The sequence below is a fragment of the Shewanella sp. 10N.286.52.A9 genome, assembly GCF_041468985.1.
Lineage (GTDB): Bacteria > Pseudomonadota > Gammaproteobacteria > Enterobacterales > Shewanellaceae > Shewanella > Shewanella japonica.
The window spans coordinates 108,816-132,594 of sequence record NZ_JBFRJQ010000026.1; the positions used below are offsets into that span (position 1 = coordinate 108,816).

Annotated in this window: 19 protein-coding genes; 9 read left to right on the forward strand and 10 right to left on the reverse strand. The window is 40.5% G+C overall.

Annotated features, from left to right (window positions below; all coding sequences use genetic code 11):
* Positions 1–6 precede the first annotated feature (6 nt).
* Positions 7–1,026: a M14 family zinc carboxypeptidase gene (locus AB4128_RS16885; protein WP_372038367.1), complete on the reverse strand. Its 1,020-nt coding sequence runs from the start codon at positions 1,024–1,026 to the stop codon at positions 7–9.
* A gap of 234 nt (positions 1,027–1,260) precedes the next feature.
* Between AB4128_RS16885 and AB4128_RS16890 the strand changes: the two genes are divergently transcribed.
* On the forward strand, positions 1,261–1,758 hold the full coding sequence (locus AB4128_RS16890) for a hypothetical protein (protein ID WP_372038368.1): 498 nt from the start codon (positions 1,261–1,263) through the stop codon (positions 1,756–1,758).
* Between the two features lie 48 nt (positions 1,759–1,806).
* Here AB4128_RS16890 and AB4128_RS16895 read toward each other — a convergent pair whose 3' ends face one another.
* Positions 1,807–2,247: a PACE efflux transporter gene (locus tag AB4128_RS16895; protein ID WP_372038369.1), complete on the reverse strand. Its 441-nt coding sequence runs from the start codon at positions 2,245–2,247 to the stop codon at positions 1,807–1,809.
* A 143-nt stretch (positions 2,248–2,390) separates the two neighbouring features.
* Here AB4128_RS16895 and AB4128_RS16900 point away from each other — a divergent pair, with 143 nt between their 5' ends.
* On the forward strand, positions 2,391–3,305 hold the full coding sequence (locus AB4128_RS16900) for a LysR family transcriptional regulator (RefSeq protein ID WP_372038371.1): 915 nt from the start codon (positions 2,391–2,393) through the stop codon (positions 3,303–3,305).
* A 28-nt stretch (positions 3,306–3,333) separates the two neighbouring features.
* Here AB4128_RS16900 and AB4128_RS16905 read toward each other — a convergent pair whose 3' ends face one another.
* Entirely contained in the window at positions 3,334–3,876 is a 543-nt protein-coding gene (locus AB4128_RS16905; protein ID WP_055024762.1) for a response regulator transcription factor, read from the reverse strand.
* A gap of 13 nt (positions 3,877–3,889) precedes the next feature.
* The gene (locus AB4128_RS16910) at positions 3,890–5,140 is read right to left on the reverse strand and encodes a sensor histidine kinase KdpD (protein ID WP_282167319.1); all 1,251 of its coding nucleotides are present in this window, start codon (positions 5,138–5,140) and stop codon (positions 3,890–3,892) included.
* 574 nt (positions 5,141–5,714) lie between these two features.
* Between AB4128_RS16910 and AB4128_RS16915 the strand changes: the two genes are divergently transcribed.
* Together AB4128_RS16915 and AB4128_RS16920 are read left to right on the forward strand one after the other, a co-directional pair.
* Complete coding sequence (locus AB4128_RS16915; protein WP_372038372.1) at positions 5,715–7,643, forward strand: putative bifunctional diguanylate cyclase/phosphodiesterase; 1,929 nt, start codon at positions 5,715–5,717, stop codon at positions 7,641–7,643.
* 209 nt (positions 7,644–7,852) lie between these two features.
* Positions 7,853–8,329, forward strand: a complete 477-nt coding sequence (locus AB4128_RS16920; protein WP_080915053.1) for a hypothetical protein — start codon at positions 7,853–7,855, stop codon at positions 8,327–8,329.
* A 70-nt stretch (positions 8,330–8,399) separates the two neighbouring features.
* On the opposite strand, the gene AB4128_RS16925 is transcribed toward AB4128_RS16920, so the two are convergent.
* Entirely contained in the window at positions 8,400–9,866 is a 1,467-nt protein-coding gene (locus AB4128_RS16925) for a carbon starvation protein A (protein ID WP_055024765.1), read from the reverse strand.
* Positions 9,867–10,909: 1,043 nt separating this feature from the next.
* Here AB4128_RS16925 and AB4128_RS16930 point away from each other — a divergent pair.
* From AB4128_RS16930 to AB4128_RS16945, 4 genes are all read left to right on the forward strand, one after another.
* Positions 10,910–12,724, forward strand: a complete 1,815-nt coding sequence (locus tag AB4128_RS16930; protein WP_119969095.1) for a polysaccharide lyase family 7 protein — start codon at positions 10,910–10,912, stop codon at positions 12,722–12,724.
* Positions 12,725–13,184: 460 nt separating this feature from the next.
* Positions 13,185–15,218: a TonB-dependent siderophore receptor gene (locus AB4128_RS16935; protein WP_080915050.1), complete on the forward strand. Its 2,034-nt coding sequence runs from the start codon at positions 13,185–13,187 to the stop codon at positions 15,216–15,218.
* A gap of 8 nt (positions 15,219–15,226) precedes the next feature.
* Positions 15,227–15,766 (forward strand): YfiR family protein, encoded by a 540-nt coding sequence (locus AB4128_RS16940; RefSeq protein WP_055024768.1) that lies wholly within the window; start codon positions 15,227–15,229, stop codon positions 15,764–15,766.
* Positions 15,767–15,770: 4 nt separating this feature from the next.
* Positions 15,771–17,840 carry a putative bifunctional diguanylate cyclase/phosphodiesterase gene (locus AB4128_RS16945; RefSeq protein ID WP_372038375.1) on the forward strand — a complete coding sequence of 690 codons (2,070 nt, stop codon included), beginning with the start codon at positions 15,771–15,773 and terminating at the stop codon, positions 17,838–17,840.
* Positions 17,841–17,872: 32 nt separating this feature from the next.
* Here AB4128_RS16945 and AB4128_RS16950 read toward each other — a convergent pair whose 3' ends face one another.
* Both AB4128_RS16950 and AB4128_RS16955 read right to left on the reverse strand, forming a co-directional pair.
* On the reverse strand, positions 17,873–18,835 hold the full coding sequence (locus AB4128_RS16950; RefSeq protein ID WP_372038377.1) for a sodium-dependent bicarbonate transport family permease: 963 nt from the start codon (positions 18,833–18,835) through the stop codon (positions 17,873–17,875).
* Positions 18,829–19,044 carry a hypothetical protein gene (locus AB4128_RS16955; protein WP_372038378.1) on the reverse strand — a complete coding sequence of 72 codons (216 nt, stop codon included), beginning with the start codon at positions 19,042–19,044 and terminating at the stop codon, positions 18,829–18,831. Before AB4128_RS16955 ends, AB4128_RS16950 begins: the two co-directional genes overlap by 7 nt.
* A 174-nt stretch (positions 19,045–19,218) precedes the next feature.
* Between AB4128_RS16955 and AB4128_RS16960 the strand changes: the two genes are divergently transcribed.
* Complete coding sequence (locus AB4128_RS16960; RefSeq protein ID WP_372038380.1) at positions 19,219–20,166, forward strand: LysR family transcriptional regulator; 948 nt, start codon at positions 19,219–19,221, stop codon at positions 20,164–20,166.
* A gap of 14 nt (positions 20,167–20,180) precedes the next feature.
* Here the strand turns inward: AB4128_RS16960 and AB4128_RS16965 are convergent, their stop codons facing one another.
* The 3 genes from AB4128_RS16965 to AB4128_RS16975 all read right to left on the reverse strand — a co-directional run bounded on the left by AB4128_RS16965 (position 20,181) and on the right by AB4128_RS16975 (position 23,725).
* Positions 20,181–20,714 (reverse strand): hypothetical protein, encoded by a 534-nt coding sequence (locus tag AB4128_RS16965; RefSeq protein ID WP_372038381.1) that lies wholly within the window; start codon positions 20,712–20,714, stop codon positions 20,181–20,183.
* 226 nt (positions 20,715–20,940) lie between these two features.
* Entirely contained in the window at positions 20,941–21,891 is a 951-nt protein-coding gene (locus AB4128_RS16970) for a hypothetical protein (protein WP_372038382.1), read from the reverse strand.
* A gap of 331 nt (positions 21,892–22,222) precedes the next feature.
* Positions 22,223–23,725 carry an FUSC family protein gene (locus AB4128_RS16975; protein ID WP_372038383.1) on the reverse strand — a complete coding sequence of 501 codons (1,503 nt, stop codon included), beginning with the start codon at positions 23,723–23,725 and terminating at the stop codon, positions 22,223–22,225.
* Positions 23,726–23,779 lie beyond the last annotated feature (54 nt).

Sequence of the window (23,779 nt, forward strand, 5' to 3'; positions counted from 1 at the left end):
TATCGCTTAACGTTTTTTAGACCAATGCCTTTGTGCATCAGTTTGTAAACCTAAATATTGCTCGGCGCTGATTCCTTCGAGGGTCTGAGAAAAAGCCGCTTCAATCAAAAATTGCATCAATACAACATGCCGGCGCAATATCCTGTGGTGACGGTGGGGTTTCTGCGGATTAAAATAACCCGAAAAATTAAATATTTGCCGTGGATTCTTTTTTACCCAAGCCCAGGAGCCCATCTCTAATGTCAATGGCACAAAAGGGACTTTAGTGGGATGAGTTTTTGCAAGGTAATCCCAAATGTCACCGTGTGTCTGATAATAGTGACTTTGCGGTGCAACTTTATAATGCCCATGATGCGGATAACCACGATCGAACAATTGCTTTAAGTGGTAGATATAGCCCATGCCTTCAAAGGGCTTGCGAGTATGAGCGTAAGGGAACCAAATATGATCAGCTAAGCCAAAACCAGAGTGCGCATCTAGCGCGATGACACTGGTACTGGTGCCCTGTAACTCGCGCACATAATCGACTAATACTTGAGTTTCTGCCTCCATGCCATTTTGACCACGGTACCAAGGCAACTTGCTACTGATGCGGTGTCCGCCGACTAGGAAGGTAACTTTTTCTTCAGCATCGATGGGAGCATTGCGCATCAAGTCAACATGATTACCATTACTTCGTGAGCCTTGTAAAAAGCCCACAGGGTTAGCCACTGGTACAAAAGCTAACCGCACTTGCTTTAACAAGATTTGTAAGTGCTTATCCCACGCTAATCGATTCAATAAACTGTCTAAAAATGACAATATGACTTGGGCGCCAATGCGCTCTACCCCATGAATACCACCAACAAACAACACTGTCGGGCAAGGTGACTCTTGATGCCCAAGTTCAATGGCGGTAATTGAAAGCGGCTTTCCTCGATAATGAGTATCAAATAATGATTGGTGACGAAATAGCCCTTGGTGTTTAGCAATCAGCCGCTGCAAAGTGTCTATTTCAAAAGAATGCTCAAACGAAAACTTTCCCATGTTCTATGCCTAATTAACTTACTTTTGTCACCTTGGCATAAGGTTATTGAGGCAGTAATACAACTTGATGACAAACACTGGTAATGCGTTGAATGTTTTATCGTTAAATGACTCATATCAGCGAGTAAAGTTACATTTCCCCCATACTCAGCTATAGTTGATTGCCATAACAAATTAAATTCACTAAATATTTTCATTTATTTTTTGCAACAGAATTTTCCAAAAGGACTCAACATGAAGATGGATTTTGAAAAAATTCAAATGCTGTATAGCCTTGAAAAAAGCTTATTAAAAACTGAGCTTAAACATCAACGCAAAGCCGCTTTTTTACTGGCCATTGCCATGTCTTTTTTTGCCTTAACCGTATTAGCGCTAAATGTCGCTATTTATCTAAGCATTGCTGACCTAGGCATATATGCCCAAAAAGCATGGTGGTTAGTGGCCTTGAACGGCACATTTACAGTTATTCCTGGATTATTGCTTCTTGCCCATTCAAATCATCAACCTGATGCCGCTGCTATGGAAATTAGGGATGCACTTGCTGACAGCCTCAAAACAGAACTCACGAACACTGCTGAAGATGTCACCATTACGGTCGAGCGAATGCAGCGCATTGGCAAAGATATTAAAGCCTTTAGTGAAGGAGGAATCGCCGCATTAGTTCCTATTGTTAAGCTGGCTTCTGAAGTTGTCGCAAGTAAAAAAGCCGATGCGCCAAAGGAACACCTTTAGCGCATACGACTAACGACAATATGCACATGCGCTTAGTAAGCGGCAATATCATGATAGCTCTAAGGGCTCATGAGCTTGCCGTTTACTGATGATGCTGGCGCGAATATGATCATAAGCATAATTGTAAACATAGGCATAGACTGTGATGAACAAGGTCACACTGATATCTAGCCAAAAAGCCTCTATCAGGCTAATGTCTAAAATATAGGCCATCACAGGAATGGTCAGTATCAATAAGCCACTTTCAAACAAGGCAATTTGTAATACGCGCTGTTTTACGGTTCTCTTTTCACGAGCTCCAGTAAAGAAACGGTCAAACCCAAGATTAAATACAAAATTCCAGCCCATGGCGATTGTCGCAATAGCTATCATTGTTCCTGAAAGGGAAGCCAATTCATGTTCAGTAAACAACATCAATCCAATCACGGAACCAATAATGGCCAAAAACTCAAACAACACCGCATGAAACACACGCTCTAACGTAGACATATTAACCTCTGCTGATGCTATAGATTCGACTCTATAGCTGAAAACAAGCGAGATTATGGCAAGCTTAATCCATCAACAAAAGTTAACAGCCATCACGAATAGTGATACCTTAACAGGGTTGAGATAAAGATTGAGAGCGGGCAATGTATAGTTTCGAGCAACTAAGAATATTTATTACAGTATGTGAAACAGGGTCATTTTCAGCAGCTGCAAGAAAACTTAACCGAGCTCAATCAGGCATTAGCCAAGCGATCGCCAATTTAGAAATTAGTATCAATCAAACCTTATTTGACCGAAGTGGCAATATTCCAGAGCTGACATCTGAAGGTGAAGCCCTTTTACCTGTCGTAAAGGCATTGATGCTGCAACAAGTCCATTTAGAGCAAAAAATTGCCTCGCTTGAGCAGCAACATGAACATGAGCTAGTTATCGCCATTGAAGAAAGTCTAATTAGCCCTGCACTGCTGGGGCAACTGGCATTGCTTGCTGATGAGTTTCCTATCACCAATATAGAAATCATTGCTGAATCGACATTAGATATCGGCACACTCATTGAAGAAGGTAGCGCTCATATCGGCATTGTTTACGCGGATGGTAAAATCCACCATCAAGCTGACTTTACTACGGTGGGTTATACACGTTTTATCACGGTGGCGGCGCCTGAGCATCCGTTATCAAACATGCACGGTATTAAAGATATAGACCTTCGCCATCATCGTCAGGTAGTCCTTCGTGCTACTCAAGGGCAAGAGCTTTGGTTTAGCAATGGTATTAGCTCGCAACATTGGTATGCCAGCAATCACAACATCATTAATGAATTAACTCAGCAAGGCATTGGTTGGTCGATATTGCCTGAGGAGATGGTGCAAAGCGCCATTGAACAAGGAAGGCTTATCAAACTCGATATTGATTACGAACCCAACGGCTGGATAAACACTGTCGATTGCTTGTCTAGTCGACGCCATCCATTAGGCCCAGTTTATGAACGTGCTATGGTGCTGATTAAGGACTATATGAACCAGCAAAACTTACACAATAACTTCCAAATTAACCACTAACTAAATAAACAATAATAGGAGAATCGCATTAGGCACATCGATTATCCGCTACCGGCTTTTTAAGTAACTTACGCTGCAATGTACGGCGATGCATCCCCAATACTCTGGCAGTTTCTGACACATTACCATTATTATTCGCCAGCACTTGCTGAATATGCTCCCACTCTAATCGCTTCGGACTTAATGGTTGATCTGTAAATTCAGCTTGAACCTCTGGTTCGACTTCTGCTGCAAGCGCATTTAGCAAGGTTTGCGTATCTACGGGTTTAGCTAAGTAATTATCCGCCCCTAACCTTATTGCCTCAACCGCTGTGGCAATACTGGCATATCCAGTAAGAAGTACCATTTTGACCTTTGGCAAGTACTGACGTAACGGTTTAATCAGGGTTAAGCCATTGTGATCAGCAATTTTCATATCAAGTAAAATATGGCTCGGCATAAACTGCCTCGCCATGAGTAACCCATTACTTGCATCATGACATTGAACGCATTCAAATCCCTGTTTAGTTAATCGCCTTGCCAAAGTTGATGATAATGCTTGGTCATCTTCAATAATCAGTAATTTGTTCATACTGCACACCACCTTATAAATTATTATTGGTCACAGGCAAGGTCACTGATGCAATCGTTCCGCCCTCTTGATGCTGACACAAACTAAACTGACCGCCCAAACGCTCAAAACTGGCATGGCTCAATAACACCCCTATTCCCATTCCTTTTGGATCGCTTACGACATTCTGTCCTAGTTCAGCCAACTGCTGTGCCCCCATTCCTTTGCCAAAGTCGCGAATATTAACGCACACCTCTTGTGGAGAAGAGCTCACAACAGTCAGCATCACTTTAGCAAGATTGATATTTTCAACACTCGCACGAGCTGCGTTGTCGATTAAGGCTAAAAAAGCAGGCAGTACACTGGCATCAGTATTGATTGTGGCTGAATGGAGCAATTCACTTTGCTCAATCACCAATTGCGTTTCTGGCATCAGTAATTGCACTCTATCGCGTAAATCTTCAACAAAATGATGAATAGGTGTGGCAACACGTTTTTGCTCTCTTATCGATTCTGTTGCATGACGCAAATCAGCCAATGTCGCCTCACATCGAAGTAAGGCTTGTTGCATATCAGGTTCGATATCAGTTGCGACACCTTCTTCAGCTAATTCATCAACAAGTAAGCGTAACGTAGCCAGAGGCGTAGCCATCTGATGTGCTATTTGGGCAGAGGCAGTACCGAGTGCAAGCAACTTTTCTTGTCTAAGTTGCGCCTCTCGCAAGTAGCTGAGCTGGGCATTTTTTTGCCTGACTCGCTTAGCGATATAACCGACAGTAATTGTGAGCACCAAGGCTGAAATAACAAAATTAAACCACATTCCAAGGTAATGTGAACTCATGTCCATACCATGATGACGGATACGGTTTTCAGGCATAGTAAACATCATCAAGGTATATAACCCAGTAGAGAGGAACGTCAGTACCCACGGTGCCCAGCGAGAAAGAGTGACAGCACCTATAGCAATGGGTAATAGCAATAATGATACAAACGCATTCGTGGCACCACCTGTATAAAACAGCCAGATAGCCCAGAACAATGTATCTAACAGTAAGGTACTAAATAAAATGGAAGGTGTATTAATACATTGGAATCGATATCGGAAGCAGGCAACGACATAAATGAACTCGGCTAAAAGTACATAGCTCAACTCTTTGGGCGGCCAAGTTAAATCGAATAACTCTGTGCCGAAAAAAATCAGCCCTAATTTCAATAACCAATTAATGAGTCTAAGTAGTGCGAGTTGCTCTTTGTTCCTTTCAAAGCCACTTGTTTTTTCAAACATGAATACTTCGATACCTTTGAATAGCATAGATAAGTACCAAAGATTTAATCACGAACCCAAAAATAAAAACGCTACTCAGTCGACTTTTATGCCTCATCAATTTAAAAAATCGTTACCTAACACCACAAAAACAACAAATATGTAATTTACATAACATACACAGGCAAGAGAAATAATTAAACTGACCGAAATCAAAGAATATTTTTTAATCAATTTTTATAATAAAAACCAATACTAAGCGTTAAAAACCAATTATCAGAATCGATTTTTATCAATTCTTTCTCAAGGTAATTTTTACGCAGTCGATAAAAACTTAACGTTTCTTTACCCCCGAAACAAGCTTGCAAATATTGCATGCTAAACACCGCTCAGCACGTTTTTACAATTAGCTCCCCTGCTAAAGCCCACTCACAAGCAAAGCAAACTAAACAACTAATTTTATTGAACTTTTAACCACTTAACATGTCACAAACAATTGTACTTACAATGCTTAAACTATATAATAACGCAATTAACCTTGTGCAACATGTCACTTACATGGCAATGCAATCCATCAAGAATATGAAGTTTGTTTATGACTAAATTATCTAAGTTTACCTTTACCATCGTCAGCTTTATTTGCATGCTGTACGTATTATTGGTGCTAAGTTTTAATCATGGATTGCAAGGTATTCATAGCAATATTTTCCATCATAAAATTACTCAAATCCCATTGAGTGAAGCCAGTAACCTACCCACTCATTGGCAAAAGTTATTATTTATTGATAACAATTTGGTTCAATCAGGCCAGTATTACTACGCCGTATTATCTAAAAAATCAGATGTACTAGAAGTCGTCAAAATTAAAGATGTACTGAGTGAGATGATGATGTTCAGCAATATTCCATTATTGCTATTGGCTTTTTTAGCTTATTTGATTCCCTTTTATATAAAATCACGTTCCGATCGTAAAAACAGTGCATCATTGAGTTTTATTAACAACGAAACCAATAAATTACTCAAAAGTTACAATATCGCTCCGCCTGAAAATGACGGACAAAATACCCTCTCGCATATCAGTGTGGCTCTTAATGAATTAAACAAGCACGTTAAGCAGCAAACCACTCAGAATTTATTAGGAATATTCCAAGATAAATTAACAGGGCTAATAGACCGTCACGCCTATCTAGAACACCTTGAGAAGCAATTAGCACTGGCAGAAAAAAAGCAGAAGAAACAAGCCCTACTATTTATCGATCTTGATGGTTTTAAACAGGTTAATGACTCTTTTGGTCACAGCTTTGGTGATGAAATCTTAATTCAGGTCGCTCAGCGTTTAGCCACGGTTGTTCGCAATCAAGGCTTAAGTCAAATTAGCGAAACCGTAAAACTCGAGCTCAATTTATCACGACTTGGCGGTGATGAGTTTTCCATTTTTATCGAAGACTTTGAAGATGAAAATCGTGCAATTGATGTTGCCCAAAATGTATTACATGAGATTGAACGTGACTTTGTACTCGGTAATAAGGTGATTAAAATTGGCGCCAGTATCGGTATTGCCACATACCCTGATAGTGCTTCTAGCCCTAACACCCTATTACAAATGGCTGATGTTGCCATGTACCGTGCTAAAACGGATGGCCGAGGTATTTTTAGAGTTTACTCGCCAGAAATGGGTAATAAAATTAGACGTTATCATTACTTGATTGAAGAGCTGCGCCTTGCTATTGCCAGTCAAAGTTTTACTTTGTCGTTCCAACCGATTGTGAATGTGGATGATTTCAGCATTGATTACTTCGAGTCACTAGCTCGTTGGAATCATCCTGTTGAAGGCCCGATCTCACCTGCCGAATTCATTCCTATCGCTGAAGACTCTAACCTCATTATTGAGTTAGGTAATTGGATCTTGTTTGAAGCCTGCCGCCAAATGTCCGCGTGGCATAATGCAGGCATGAATAAAGTCAAAATGTCTGTCAACATTTCTGGGATTCAATTAAAACATTTACCCGTTTATGAATGGGTGATGGACACGTTAGCGAAAACAGGCTTACCTCCAACCGCTCTTCTATTGGAAATCACTGAGTCTTGTTTGATTCATGCTTCAGAAAAAATCATTGATGATTTAGAACGCCTTCGCCAACAAGGCGTGCAGATAGCCATTGATGACTTCGGTACCGGCTTTAGCTCATTATCTGCGTTAGGTAATCTCCCCGTAGATATTATTAAGATTGATAAACTATTTATCGATCAAGCGACTATCAACCCAAAATATGAAAAAATCCTTAATTCCATTAGTGACTTAGGCAAGCAATTAGATTTAAAAATAGTTGCAGAAGGTGTCGAGGTCGCATCGCAATTTGAACTAGTTAAAAATCTAGGTATTCATTGCGTGCAAGGATTTTTAATTAGCCGACCAGAATCATCTTACAATGTCGGCTCCAAGGTGATTCGCAATAATTTAAATCATATTGCGCTCACAGGAACTGGAGTTTGTACTCCTAAATCACCTACAGAAGCGGCCTAAGCCACTTTATTTAGTAATGCCTGCACAACAACCTAAACTCACTTTACTCGCCCCACAGCCTTACTTGAGGCTGTGGTAACTTGTTTTAACACTTCACTAGCGCTTTAAAACATCCTCTCTACTGATTTTTTTACTGACCAAGTCTGCTAGATTAATCACTAGCACAACAACGATGCACTATAAATCCATCTTCAAGGAGGAGAGGAAGCATGAGTCTTACAGCCAGCCCCGCTAAAAAAAGAAAAGGCATTTATAAATTTGTGGTCCATGAAGATGTGGTATTCCACGCAACCACAATTAAGCAAGCATTCAGCCAAGAAGATACGTTTTTAGAGATCAATACCGCTGGCGATATCACTGTAAAGGGAAGCCGTGAAAAGGGTTATGCTTGGGATGGTTGCACACCAAAAGTAAATTGCTTTGATTTATGCTTACTGGGTGTACCAGATGGTCGAAAACTGGTTAATACAGGTAAACCTATCACCTATTACGCTTCGATGGTTCATGACGTTTTGTGCCAGTACCGGCATGAGATTCCGATTACTCGAAAACAAGCTGATGACGTGTTTTTGTATTATTTGGGGGACTTTCAGCTTAGATACCTTTATTACGGATTCGTCAGATTATTTAGCATATTTTCTGATATGAGCGAACGTCTCAAAGCGTTCATCAGCAATAAAACGTAAAATGACTTCTAGTGCGAACAAATACAAAAAAGGACTACAATTGCAGTCCTTTTTGTTTTTCTTACCGAGGTTATTCAGTCACAGGTTTGCGTTTATTATGGGCAATGATTAACCCAATTAAACAAACGATACCGGTGGCAATCCCGACAGGTTGACTTAATGATTGTGGTAAACCAAAACCAATACCCGCAGTCATAATATAAGATACGGTGACACAAGTACCGACAATCGCAGGCAAGCTCACAATCCAGTGGAAAGTTCCACGGTCAAATAAGTACTTAGTCGCCAACCATAAAACACTGGTAGAAAGCAGCATATTTGAGAAGGCGAAGTAACGCCAAATCAGCGAGAAGTCAATCTTAGTCATGAAGTAAGCAATCACTAAAATTGGCAATGCCACAAGTAAACGGTTACGTATACTTTGCGGGATTTTAAATGCATCAATAATGGTTAATCGTAATGAACGGAATGCTGTATCACCAGACGTGATAGGGAAAATAGCAACAGCAATAATTGCCATAATACCACCCGCAACACCTAAGTAGCTGGTTGCAACTTGATTAACAACAAGTCCAGGACCACCAGCATCCAGAATACTCTTAAGCTCTGCATAACCACCAGGGAAAGCCGCAATACCAGCAGTTGCCCATACACAAGCAACAATACCTTCTGACATCATTGCACCGTAGTAAACTGGGCGCACGTATTTTTCGTTGGTTAAACAACGCGCCATGATAGGGGCTTGAGTCGAGTGGAAACCACTAATTGCACCACAAGTAATGGTCACAAACAGCAATGGCCATACAGGTAGTCCATCTGGGTTTGGCTCTAATAAATCATTGTTGTAATGGCTATGGTCAAAGTAAGCGAAAATATCGCCCATTTCTGGTAACTGAGGAGCACTAATTAATAACGCCACCGCAATAGATGTCGTCATCACAATCATTAATAAACCAAATAACGGGTAAAGTTTAGTAATGATTTTATCGATAGGCAGTAAGGTCGCTAAGAAGTAGTAACCTAAAATCACTAATACCCAAAAGACGTTATTGGCTAAAATAGTGCCTTCAAAATAGTCAAGGTTACTTAATAATCCTGCTGGGCTCATAATAAATACGACACCCACGAAGAACAATAACATTGCCGTGAATATCAGCATGACACCTTTAAAGTAAACATTAAAATAATGTCCAGCAATTTCAGGTAAACTCTTACCATCTTCTTTGATACTTAATACACCAGAGAAGTAGTCATGAACCGCCCCACCAATGATATTACCCAGTACAATCCAAACAAGTGCAATTGGGCCATATAAGGCACCTAAGATGGGACCAAAGATTGGACCAACACCTGCAACGTTCAAGAATTGAATTAAGTACGCTTTAACAGGGTGAACTTCAACATAGTCGACACCATCTTCAAAACGTTGTTGTGGGGTTTTTGCGTTGGGATTAATGCCTGCTTGGCGTTCTACAAAAGGGCTGTAAAACTTGTAAGCGAGGATCAATAACGCAATACAAAGGAGGAAAATTAGCATTTTATTGAGCCATCCGTAACTGTGTAGGGTATTAGAATAGCTTTGAGTGTCATGCACTACGTGCCATTGGTCAAGTAGCTAGACCTTATACTAAAGTAGGGGTTGTCAGGCTATATGCCTTATCCGAAGGAGAATGTTAGTTAATTGTAAATTCAGCAAACCTTCAATATATTACCAAACAAGCCAATACTAGGCACATGCACTAGCCACAAGGCTTTTACTAGCAAAAGTGCCATACCCACCTCGTCTAGCACGATTGCAAGTGCCAAAAATGTTAATTAAATTTTCTTTCAAAACAGTTAATTCTGTCACACTCGGTTAGGGCGAAAATACGTACAACTAATGTCCAAAAATTAGATCAAGCTCTAATAAAAAATGATTAATCCAGCGGCGTATTATTGCAAAATGAACTAACTCACCCGCTAAACGATTACCTCGTCAGTGATACCAGCAGACTGGATACACTAGCGATTTGACGCTTAATCAAAGTTGAGCGATTTTCGCTTAACGCTTTCTTCCGCACTATCAAGCTCAACATTGTCACTCTAAACCTTACCAGATTGTGAATATGCAGAGACTTTCCTGATTAACAGTTAAAGAATCATTCAAAAGCATAAACCTACCTTACCAATTTGACTTATAAAGAAAAAAATAAGCAATCACTTATATAGTTATTCTAAAATGATATAAGAACCAGCTATGTAAATAACAAGGCTATAAAAATATACACACCCTTTAAAATCAGAAACATAACACGTAACAACAATATAAAACCTATTCAACCCACTTTGAATTATAACCAATTTGCGTTATTTAGATATAAATAAGTTTTACAAATTGGTAACAAGATCATATAACCAGTAATACCTAATGCTTCAAATAGTGTATTACATTACTGAGGTCATTTTATGTATTAGGTAGCAACAACTTATTCAGTTGTATTCGCTTTTCATACAATGATCTGATCTAACTGCTGAGATAAAGTAAGAGATTTTACTGAATAAGTTGTTAACTCAAATGGGGAAACGACCTAAGGTACAAAAATGATAAAACATCATAAAAAGCATAAACTTGCCATTACCCTGGCGACAGCACTTACTTGCACTTTCAGCTGCGGTTTTGTTCACACTGAAACCATCAACATTAACAACCCTAGCTTTGAAAATAGCTTTGATGGCTGGACCGATATCGATCCTTCATCCGTCTCTGGTGTGGCTTATCAAGGCAGTAAATCAGCAAAAATGTCTGGCAATAACGGCAGGGTTGAACAAAACGTCACTGTCGATGCCAATAGTAACTATATCCTTACAGCGTATGTGTCTGGTGGCGGAAAGCTAGGGGTTTCAGGCAGCGGTGTCAGTGAATCGACTACGGTAAGCACAAGTGAATGGCAACAAGTCAGTGTGTCATTTAATAGTGGCTCAGCAAATACTATCACTATTTATGGAGAGTATTTTGGTAGTGAAGGTCGCTTTGACTCATTTGGATTAGAAAAAACATCAAACAGCACAGAGCCTACAGAACCCACAGAGCCAATCACACCAGTCACCTGCACAGGTAGCAGTGCGTTAACCATTGCCTCAGCAACCGATAATGGTAGCAACGATGGCCATGGACCTGCGAATACCATCGACAATAATTTTGGCACCGAATCACGCTGGTCATCCAATGGTGAGGGCAAAACCATTATTTACGATTTAGGTGTCCAATCAGAAGTTAAATCTGTCTCTGTAGCATGGTTTAAAGGTAATGAACGCTCATCTTACTTTGATATTGAAACATCATCAGATGGCAATAACTGGATTTCCGTCTTAGCTTCAGGGGAGTCTAGCGGAAGTAATTCTGGCCTTGAAGAATATGATGTTACTGATACAAGCGCGCAGTATGTCCAAATCATAGGCTATGGCAACTCTTCAAATACATGGAACAGCATTGTTGAAACCAAAATCAATGGTTGTTCTGATGGCAGTGCGCCAACTGAGCCTACAGAACCCAGCAACCCTGTAGGAAATTTAGACCCTGACTTACCACCGTCAGGTAACTTCGAGTTAGTGGATTGGACATTGGGTGTGCCTGTTGATGAAAACAACGATGGTAAGTCAGACACCATTAAAGAAATTGAATTATCCAGTGGATATACTCGAAGCCCATACTTTTACACCGCAGCAGATGGCGGCATGGTGTTCAGATGCCCTATTGATGCACCAAAAACCTCTACTAACACCAGTTATGCTCGTACTGAGTTACGTGAAATGCTACGCCGCGGAGATACCAGTTATAGCACTCAAGGTGTCGGAGGCAATAACTGGGTGTTCAGCAGCGCTCCTTCATCAGATCAAAGCGAAGCAGGTGGTGTCGACGGTACATTAGAAGCAACGCTTGCCGTCAACCATGTCACCACCACCGGAGATAGTAGCCAAGTGGGACGTGTGATTGTTGGGCAGATCCATGCTAACGATGACGAACCTCTTCGCCTTTATTACCGTAAGTTGCCATCGAATAGCAAAGGCTCAATTTACATTGCCCATGAACCCATTACTGGATCTGAGCAATACTACGAAATGATTGGTTCTCGTAGCAGCTCAGCTTCAAACCCAGCTGATGGTATCAGCCTTGATGAAAAGTTCAGTTACCGAGTCAAAGTGGTGGGTAATATCTTAACCGTAACAATTATGCGCGAAGGTAAAGCTGATGTTGTTGAAGAAGTCGATATGAGTGCTAGCTCTTACGATGCTGGCAATCAATACATGTACTTCAAAGCGGGTGTTTATAACCAAAACAATACTGGTGACGCAGATGATTATGTTCAAGCGACATTTTATAGTTTGAGCAATAAGCATGATGGATATGCCTATTAATCAATAACAGATTGAAAGCTGACTCATTAGCATATAAGCAAGAGGAAACTCATTTAAACAATTCAAACGGTCTGCTCTGCCTGACTTAGGTTGATTGTTTTACTATTGATTTTATTGAGTCCAGCGGTCTACGTTGTATCTGACTTAAAAGCCAACAAAAATCATTTGTTGGCTTTTATTACATTCACGCCTCAAGAAAACGCAAAAAGACGATGTTTGATATACACTTATTGGTAACATCAACATTGGTGTCAGCATCAACAATACTCAAACGTTCAGCTTGGTCAACGTTTTAGCCGATCCACATCGCAAAAGGAAATAATTTCACCAGGCGAGATTACTAACATTTTCTCAACATGATAAAGTAAAATGTAACAGCCGCACACAATGCGCCATGAAGTAATTCGTGCATATATAGACTGTCGGAGATGAAATATTGAGAACACATTTACCTTTTTTAATGCCTCTAGTGATTTTGTCACCAATGACTTATGCCGCAGGCTCCCTCGATGATTTAGATTTAGAGTCACTGATGGCGATGGACATTCAAGTGACATCGGCAATGAAACGATCTCAATCCGCATTTGACACTGCCACCTCAATTTATGTCCTCAGTAAAGAACGAATTACCCACTCTGGCGCAACCTCTATTCCAGAAGCATTAAAAATGGTACCCGGCCTAGTTGTACGTCAACTTGATAACAATCAGTGGGCAATATCAGCGCGCGGAGTTGCATCAAGATTCTCCAGTAAAATGTTAGTGATGATTGATGGTCAAAGCCTTTACACGCCACAGTTTTCCGCGGTGTACTGGGAAACACTAAACGTACCGCTTTATGATATTGAACGCATTGAAGTCATTCGTGGCCAAGGTGGACAGCTTTGGAGCAGTAACGCCAACAATGGTGTGATTAATATCATTACCAAAAACAGTTTAGATACACGAGGTTTATATGCTGATGCCGCCAGTGGCAGCCAAGTTAATATTGATGCAAATATCCGTTATGGCAATGACATCAGTGATATAGGCAGCTATCGGGTTTATGGTCATGTAAAAGATGGTGACGCATCTGAAAAAGGCTTGGTACTAGAGCCTAATGATGTCACTCAGCAGTACTCGTTTGGTGGGAGGATGGATTTTTCAACCAGCGACCATTGGTCAGGTTTCGTGCAAGGCGATATAACTGAATCAAAATTGGGGCAAAATTATCGTGGTGTGATTGATGACACTAACCGAAACATCACTTTTACCGACAAACTAGAGCGAACAGACTCACGGGTCATGGCGCGACTTGAAAACAGAATGTCGGACTCAGCGAATCAAATGCTACAAGTATCCTGGCTTAATCAATCTGGCTCGCAAACCTACCTACAAGAAGAGTTCGAATCATTTGATGTCGACTATCAGATGAACTTTATTTATCAAGCATTACAACTCGATTGGGGTTTAAATTACCGCTACAGTACCATTTCTTTTGAAGACAGTTTATTCCTGCATAGCGACAAAGAGTTCGATAACCTGCAGCAATATGGTGGCTTTATACAAGCTCAGTTTGCTCTTATTCCAGAGGAGCTTGACCTTGTTCTCGGCACAAGAGCCGAGCACAATGACTTAACTGATTGGGAATACCAACCATTAGCAAGGTTATTATGGAAACCGCAGGACAACCAAGTGTTATGGAGCGCAGTATCTCAAAGCGTTCGTATTCCATCTTTAATTGAATTTAATGACAATTACGCGATTAATGGTCAAAAAGTCAGTGAGGTTTTACCTTTTTCTACAGGCATAGAAGCGATTGATGAATACCATATTAAAACCTATTTAAACGGTAACGATGACGTTGAAGCTGAAACATCGTTATCCTACGAGTTAGGTTATCGATTATCACAGCAATCATGGAACCTTGATGTCTCGCTGTATCATACCGAGACTGAAGATGTTGCCGTTATAGATATCAACCCTAATGTTGAACAGTTTTACCCGGCCCTTGCCCTATTTCAATCGGGCCAGCTACAGCAAGCATTACAAGCCTTAACGCAAACGACAATTCAATTTGATATTGTGTCGACTGCCGATCTAACTACCCAAGGTGGTGATATCGTTTTATCTTGGGTACCTGCAGATATGTTTAACGCTGAACTTGGTTATAGCTATAACACCTTTGAGTACGACCTTCCTGAAAATACGTTTCCGGCCATTGGTAGAGACTCTACGACTCGACAGATTTTTGCTAAAGCCGATGTTCACCTATTTGACAGCCATAATATCTTTGCCACTGTCAGAGTAGAAAATAGCGATGCATACCTTACGGAAAACTACACCTTGTTAGATTTAACTTGGAATTGGGCAGTAAGTCAGCATTGGGGAGTCTCAGTCACTGGGAAGAATTTATTTGCTGGTAGTCATCTTGAATATGCAAACCGACAAGAAACCTACACAATCCCCAACTACATAGATGAAAGTGTGCTGTTCAAAGTCACAGCTAATTTTTAAATGAATTAATGCATAAAATCACTCAGCTTCTGCATGTATTACTATTCTCATTTTTGCTATTCACTAGCCAAAGTGCAGTTGCTGCTGAGCAAGAATACGCACTTAAAGCGGGCTTTTTATATAATTTTGCCCGTTACGGTGAATGGCATGACAGCGCATTAAGTCCTGATAAATTTGTCATATGTAGCCCTGATGCATCATTTACAGAAACCGCCAAGTCAGTATTAAACCAACGCTCAGTCGATAAACGCCCGATTACTATTCGACATATTCAATTTGAATTAGAGCAAGTGAATCAATGCCAATTACTTTTCATTTCATCTGCGTCGCTTTCTGATTGGTTAAGCTGGCAAAAACAGCAAGACTATATTGCTGAAAACACAATGGTTGTGGGCGAATCAAAGGGGTTAATTGAGGCTGGCGGACATATTCGTTTTTTCATTGCTAGCGGTAAAGTCAGGTTTGAAGTCTCCCCGCAGCAATTACAGCAATCCGGCATCACTATGAGTTCTAAAGTATTGCGACTTGGTCGCGTGCTGGAAAGGTGATGTGATGACTAAATTATTCTCAATGAACACCATCAGCAAAAAATTACTCATGATTTTAATGGGGGTGTCTTTCGCCTCCATTATCACAGTCACTTTTGTGTTCAGTGCTTACGAATTAACAACCGCAAAACGAGAACAAATTGATGGGCTAAGTACATTAGCTAAGATGATGTCTCCTAATATTACTGCCGCGGTATTATTTGATGATCAAGATGCCATCAATGAATTAATTACCCCTATCTTGCTTCGTGGTGACATTGTTTCAGTGACAGTGACGGATAACCAAGGCAACGTCATTGCTTTTGTCAGCCAAGAAACCGATGACTCCAATAGCATACTCAGCACTGCGCTAAATGTGACACAAATTAGTAATGCGCTGACCTTAGATGGACAAGAATATGGCCAAATTCAAATATTAGCCGATGACAGCTACATCAACACCCGAGTGAAGTTTTACGGTCAATTTATTATTATTTTATTGATATTCGCACTCGGGATCAGTTTTTCAATATCGTTAATTTTACGTCGACGCTTTTTAAGCCCTATTTTACATCTAGCCACCATTGCAGAGCGAGTGTCTGACTCTAACGACTATAGCTTACGCGCGAAGGAGCTATCCGATGACGAGGTCGGAAAATTAAGCTCGCACTTTAACGACATGCTTGAAACCATTGAGCAACGGGACAAACGCCTAGAAAGCCAAGTAAAAAGTCGCACTGAAGAGCTTGAAAGCGCCAATGAAAAGTTACACCAATATGCTTATCAAGATGGCTTAACAGACCTACCTAATCGCCGTTATTTTTATGAGAAACTTCAGTCCTTAATTGACACTGACAATATGATTTTCGCATTAATCTTTATTGATCTTGATGGCTTTAAAGAGATTAACGATACCCTTGGTCATGACTATGGCGACTTACTATTACAGCAAGTCGCTAAGCGCTTAAAAAACTGTGTAAGAGGCCATGACACTGTCGCTCGCCTAGGTGGCGATGAATTCACATTAATTGTTGAAGGCATCAATGATCAGCGCCGCGCTAGCGAAATTGCAGAAGTCATCAAAAACAGCTTAGTGCAGCCAATCACCATAAAAGATGAGCAGGTTTATATTACCAGCAGTATCGGATTGACCTTCTATCCAAGCGATGGGGAAACCATAGAAGATGTGGTCAAACATGCCGATCAAGCCATGTATTTATCAAAAAATAAAGGCCGTAATCGTTATGAGTTTTTCTCATTCGCCATGGAAGAACAAGCCCTTGGTAAAAGGCGATTAACTGAGGAGTTAAGGCAAGCTGTAAAAGAAGAGCAATTCCTATTAATGTATCAGCCTATTCTTGATATTAATGGCTCTGTAGTCAAAAAAGTCGAAGCCTTAATTCGCTGGCAGCACCCTGAACTCGGCATAATAGAACCCGATGATTTTATTCCTCTAGCTGAAGAGAACGGCTTAATTGTCGACATAGGCAATTGGGTGCGTAAGCAAGTCATTGCCGATGCAATTGAGTTTTATCAAACCAGTGGGAACGTCATTCAAATTAGTGTCAATACATCCCCTATTGAAATAGATCGTTCTGGCACATGGATTGACCAATGGATTTTAGACTGTAACAAGTCCAAGCTTCCCCATGGCTCGTTTCTCATTGAAGTCACTGAAAATACCTTAATGACACCGGACTCATCAATACAGCAGCAATTAAAACTGCTCAATAACAACGGCATCAAAGTCGCTATTGACGATTTTGGCATAGGTTATTCGTCGTTAGCCTATTTACAAGAACTCGATATCGACATCATTAAAATTGATCGTTCATTTATCACCAACATCACCACCAATGAGAGCAGTGCTGCCCTAGTCAGAGCAATCACGACAATGGCACATAACATAGGTGTTAAAGTCGTCGCCGAGGGCATTGAAACACCTGCTCAGCAACAGTTATTAAAACAGCTGTCATGTGATTATCTACAAGGGTTTATGTTTTCAAAACCGCTCACTAAATCAGAGTTTTACCGACTCTATGTAAAAGGCAGTGAAGATATCGCTTCAATTAGCAATAACCTTTCATCCCATTAAATAGTTTCCCAGCCATCACAGTAGTGGGGACGTTAATTGACAAACCACAGTGTCATCACGGTATACACAGGGATCCCAATCATCACATTAAACGGAAACGTAATCCCCAAAGAGGCACTAATGGATAAACTATGATTTGCTTGTGGCAATGCGACTCGCATCGCCGCGGGTACGGCAATATATGACGCGCTTGCCCCCAAGACTGCAATTAAAATCGCCCCGCCACTTGAAAGCCCCATCAAAACTCCTAAACCACAACCTAACACACCGCCAATGAGCGGCATTGCCATGCTATAGGCTAAAATAAAGCTTCCAGCTCGCTTAATATCTTCTAAACGACTTGCTGCAACCATGCCCATTTCCAGTAAAAACAATGCCAACACACCATTAAATAAACTAAAAAATACTGGTGTAATTGATTTAATCTCATCGGCAGCCACAAACCCAATCACTAAACTGCCCACCATCAATACTATCCCTTGATTGAAAAACATTTCATGTAATAAGGCTTTACTAGCGTGTTTATCATTTTCCTCTTGGACTATTGATTTTTTCTGCCTAAACAAACTCGGTTTTGCCAGCATAATACCCACCACAATTGCAGGCATTTCAAGTAGGACGACAAATAACGGGATGTAAGCTTCATAGCGTATATGCTGACTTTCTAAATACGCCACGGCGACAGCATAAGTGCCAACACTCACCGAACCATAATGTGCAGCGATTGATGCGGCGTCATGGCGTTCAAACAAACCGATATAATACAAAATAGCAAAGGCAATAAACGGTAGTATCAAACCAAAAGCTAATATGTATAAAGACTGAGTAAATAATGTCCATGACGCGTGTTCAGCCAGTGCCACGCCCCCTTTTAACCCAATGGCAATCATTAAAAACAGCATTAAGGCTTGATAGAAGCTTTTAGGGAAAGCGATTTTGGTTCCTGACAAAACAGCAAAAACACCCAACAGAAAAAAACCAATGTTAATTAACATAATTCGTTTTTATCCTTTATAACGGACTGAGCTACATCAGGTGTTTTTAGCTTATCTCGGTCTAAATATGCAGTAAAAAAACTCAATAGAAACAAGCCAAATCCAACAGCCATTAACCCTAAACCAACAGCGTCTGTTTTTGCGACCCAAGCACCAAGCAACATCATTAACACTGCCACCACCACACAAAACACCCATTGCCTATCCATAATGTCCACCTCTGCTCAATGATATTTATGACGGCATTATGACAACAGATATAAATAGATAAAAATTGATATTACCTATAAGTTAAATAGACTATTATCTATATTAGATTTTAAAGTAAGCTTACAAAGCAAATTGAATCGAAAAGTAATCGTTCACATCTAAGAGTCATTAACATGCAATCAAGGTTACACGCCCACATTGGCACCATCAGGCAATTAGAAATTCTGTTAGCTGTTCATGATAAAGGTGGCATAAACGAAGCCGCTAAAGCATTATTTCTGACTCAGCCAACCGTCTCAATTCAAATGAAAAAGCTTGCTGATGCTGTCGGTGAACCCATTTACCGCTTATCAAATAGAAAGCTTCTCTTTACCGATGTTGGCCTAGAAATGGTCAAAACAGCGGTAGAAGTATTAGACAGTTTTGCCAGACTCGATATGTCGTTAGGTAATTTACGTGAATGTAAAACGGGGACGTTACGTATTGCCGTTGTCACGACATCCAAATATTTTATTCCGCATTTGTTGGGCCCTTTTTGCGAGCAGTTTCCTGAAATTGATATTCAATTAAATGTGGGTAACCGTGAACAAACCATTGAGCGTTTAAAGCAAGGTATTGATGACTTTTACGTATTCAGTCACCCACCAATCGATGCAGACTTTAACAGTATTGAGTTATTACAAAACCCACTGGTCGCCATTGCACATCAAGATCATCCATTAGCAAAACAGCCACACGTTAGCTTAACGCAATTATGCCAAGCCCCCTTTTTAATTCGAGAAACAGGTTCGGGTACGCGTCATGCTATTGAAGGGTTCTTTAAGGAGCATGATGTTACTCCCAATGTAAAGATGACCATTGAAAGTAATGAAGCAATTAAACATTGTGTGATGGCAAAGCTAGGTATTTCTATATTGTCTGCCCATACCCTGACATACGGCGGACAACATGGCTTGGTTCGTCTTCCTGTCAGCGCTTTACCCATTAATGCAAAATGGTTTTTTGTTTGGTCTAAATCAAAAAGACAAACCTTAATCGCGGATCAATTCTTAAATCATGTGCAAACCAACGGCAAACAATTACTTGAAGATGAGCTTCAACGAAACGGCATTGATACGTAATCGAGTTAATGCCGTTAATTGACACTGTAACCTTTACCTTCTAAACACGCCGCTCGTGCTTGATAAAAGTTATCTTCTCCAACAGTACTAGCTGCTTGTGCTTGCAGCTCAGCAGCTTGCTGTTGTTCGGCTTGTTGGATTGATGCGCGGCGGCTTTGTCTTCTTGCCGCCACTGCGCCTATTGCAGCACCGTTTTGTGCGGCATTGCTGCGGTCATCATCTCCTAGTTCAGCAATCATCGCCCCTGTTGCTGCCCCAGCTATCGCACCACGCATACCCGACCCTCGCTCAGCTGTTGGTTCAACAGCTTGAGCCGCTTGTGTCGTCGAGGCGGCTGCATTTGGCTCAAAGCCTGTTTGAATCGTCGCCCAAGTATCACAGCTGGCTTCATCCGCCGCTTGCTGTTCTGTGCTTTGGTTTTGCTGAGGAAATACATATTGGGCGGCCATACTGTGATTTACCGTTGATAAGTTAATCGCGGTGGCAAACGCAAAAGTCGACAATATTCCCGCAAGTGTAGTCAGCGACTTTTTGTAAGTAATAGGCATCTTATTTCCTTTTTGCGACGTATTTGATGAACAAATAATCACCTATTTATCACTGCAATAGTTATCAATTTACGCCAGATGAGCAATAACTATCTCAATAATCAATAAAGGAACAGAATCAGAATCAGCGAAAGAGGAAGAAAATAAATTTAAGTACAAGAAAAGACAGACATAAAAAAACGAACCTTAGTTCGTTTTCAACTTAATCCTTTCATAATTACACCCGTTAACAGAAAACCAATGCCGACCCCGCTGCAACATTTCTTATGGCAAGTATTTTTTTCCCGTGTACAAGGCAACATACATAATCTAGGCGTTTACACACACTTTCTTGTAATCTAGCTTTGATTTTATCAAGATCAATACTTTGTTCTTTATATCGATAAAACTTGTGTAAGTAGATTATTGCTAAACGTTTTTTGGAAACGGTTCCGACATGCACTTTATCAAGAGAACGAAAGTAATAAGATAAATACCTTCTCTTGCGCGCCGCTTGGTAAAAGCGTGCAGAATCAATATCACCTTCCCTGAATGCTAGAATAATGTCTTTTAATAAACCTATATCAGCCAATGCTCTTGCTATTCGGTGCCCAACACCAGGTAATCGATAACTGGCAATACAGCTTTTAAAGCTGGCTTTATGATTAGCATCAGGTTTGTATAAAGGATCATAAATGATGGTCAAAGGCGTTTTGCACTCACTCGCATTAAGATAGGACATATTGCCTTTTTGCAGTTGAAAATGCTTCTCGAGTTTAGGGTCCCAAGGCGCTGCAGGCTGCCAATAGGTACTCACCGGCATTAACAATAACGCTTTATCCAACTTTAGCTTGTCGGCATGAAAGGCGGTAGCAAAGCCACCTTTACTCACGCCATAGCCTATTCTTTTCGGGAATTGCTGCAACGCGAGTGACAATTTTTGAAGAAATTGCGCGAAAATAAAAGAATCAAAATAATGATCGTCCCCACCAATATGATTAAAGGCGATAATATTCATTTTCCGCTTGCTAAAAAAATGAAAGCTCCAAGCCTGCTTATCGGCATCAACTTGATCTTGTGTTAAAGCTTGACAGTTAGGAGGGAAAGTCACCATCACGGGTTCATTCGTATCAAAAATATGATACTGCACTAGTACATTATCAACTTGTAAACGAACAGTTTGATGCTCAATAAGCATGGTGTTATTCCCAACTCAGCGCACATCATCTTTACGAAAAAAACGAAGGAACAATATAATTTGTTGGCATGCTACAAGACTAATTTGAGAATAAAAGTGTAATTACCTTTAATGTTAACCGAGGGTAAACTGTGTAAAAAAGCAGCGTAGGTAAAACGATTTTTTGTTAAGCCTTGCAAAGTTAAGCTCAATAAACAATCACACCCTCGTAAGCTTAATGACGCAAGCAATTAATTGAAATTAACATTTAAAAGTCAGCTTTTATGGGATTTTCTAGCCCAATGACGAAATAAGCCTAGCGATTATTAAGTCACTAGACTCATCAAATTGTTTATCCCTCTTTGCACCAAGCAATAAAAAAGCGAATAACGCCTAAGGCTAAAAATACCTGTACGAACATATTAAGTGAGGCGGTAATATCGAAACTCGGGGTGAGATACAATGCACTCATGGTTAATACAACTAATAAATTCGCTCCAATCACTTTTTGAACCGCTAATTCAGGCGTTGAACATACCCGCCAAATAATCAGTAAATTTATAGAATAGAATGCTGCAAGCTGCCAGATTTCAGTCAGTGCAGGCATGATGAACGTATATTGTAGTAGCACTAACGTGCCTGATACACACATCCCTACCAAGGCTTGATTAACAATGAACTTTGGCATCGCAACAAGGTTTATGGCGAATACCGCCGCTAACATGGGGAACATATAACCATTTGGCAGCGGCAAATATATCCATAAAGCAAAACTGGCCATTAGCGACACCATCACAATCGCCGAGTCTTTAAGCCGTATTGATAACGGTGTTGGATTATTCCATTGCTTAATAACATGTTGCCAATGACTCGTAACTTTAATCTTTTCGACTGCATCAAAAGAATGATTCAGTTGGCCTGCTGACTTGTGTAGCTCACGCCTTGCCTCTTGAATTAAACTAACCGTGTCACTGATTTCAATTAGCTGTTCATTCAATTCAATAATCACAGCTTCATTCGCAAGTTCACTAAGTAGAGTGCTCCCCTGTTGATGTTCAGAGTCAGATGGAAGCGATGTGTTATTCACTAATGGCGCCGCTTTGTCTAACCAAGCTTGTAATTTAACAATGGCTTCATAGCTAGCAAGAGTCAGTTTTCTCCAGTGCTTACGCTGTTGTGACAGCTGATAGCTACCTGCAGCAGGTAAATCTAAAATTAAACTGTGAGACTTAATATTATTCGACATTGCCAATAATCTTGCTTGATAGTCAGCTAATGTTTCTTGGGTGTAGGCTCTTTTACCACTGACACATTCGGTCAACTCCACCACCAAATCATGTAGACCCTTTGATGTACTTTTGTGCTGCTCGTAAAACTCTACCTCTGAATTCATTGGCCATAAAAATTGATATACCAATGAAAATACAACAACCCCTAGTATGGTTTCTTGTAGCCTTAAAAAGATAATCTTGACTGATATTGCATCATCAAAGCTGCCCATAAAGCTTATTAGTGCACAGACAATAAATGCGATTCTGAAAAAATAACCATTCTTACGGTCATAAGACATCGCAGTAAATATGCCAGCCAGCAGTATAAAACTGCCAATAAACAGGAATCGATCTTGAGCAAAAAAAGCAACCAAACCAATCGCCATACTGGCACCAACAAACGTACCTAAAATACGGTTATGCGCAGCTTTAATGGAGTGGCTAAATGACTCATTTGACGCTAAGGTCACGACTGTGATGGCCGCCCAATAGGGTTTGTCCCAGCCAAAAAATATTGCCAGTACAATTGCGCTGGTAAAGGCTAACGAAACCTTAATCGCTTCTTTCATTGCGCGACTTAACATTTTTTCATCCCCAATTTCAGTGAGTATCACAACCCACTCATGCAGCTCAATTCA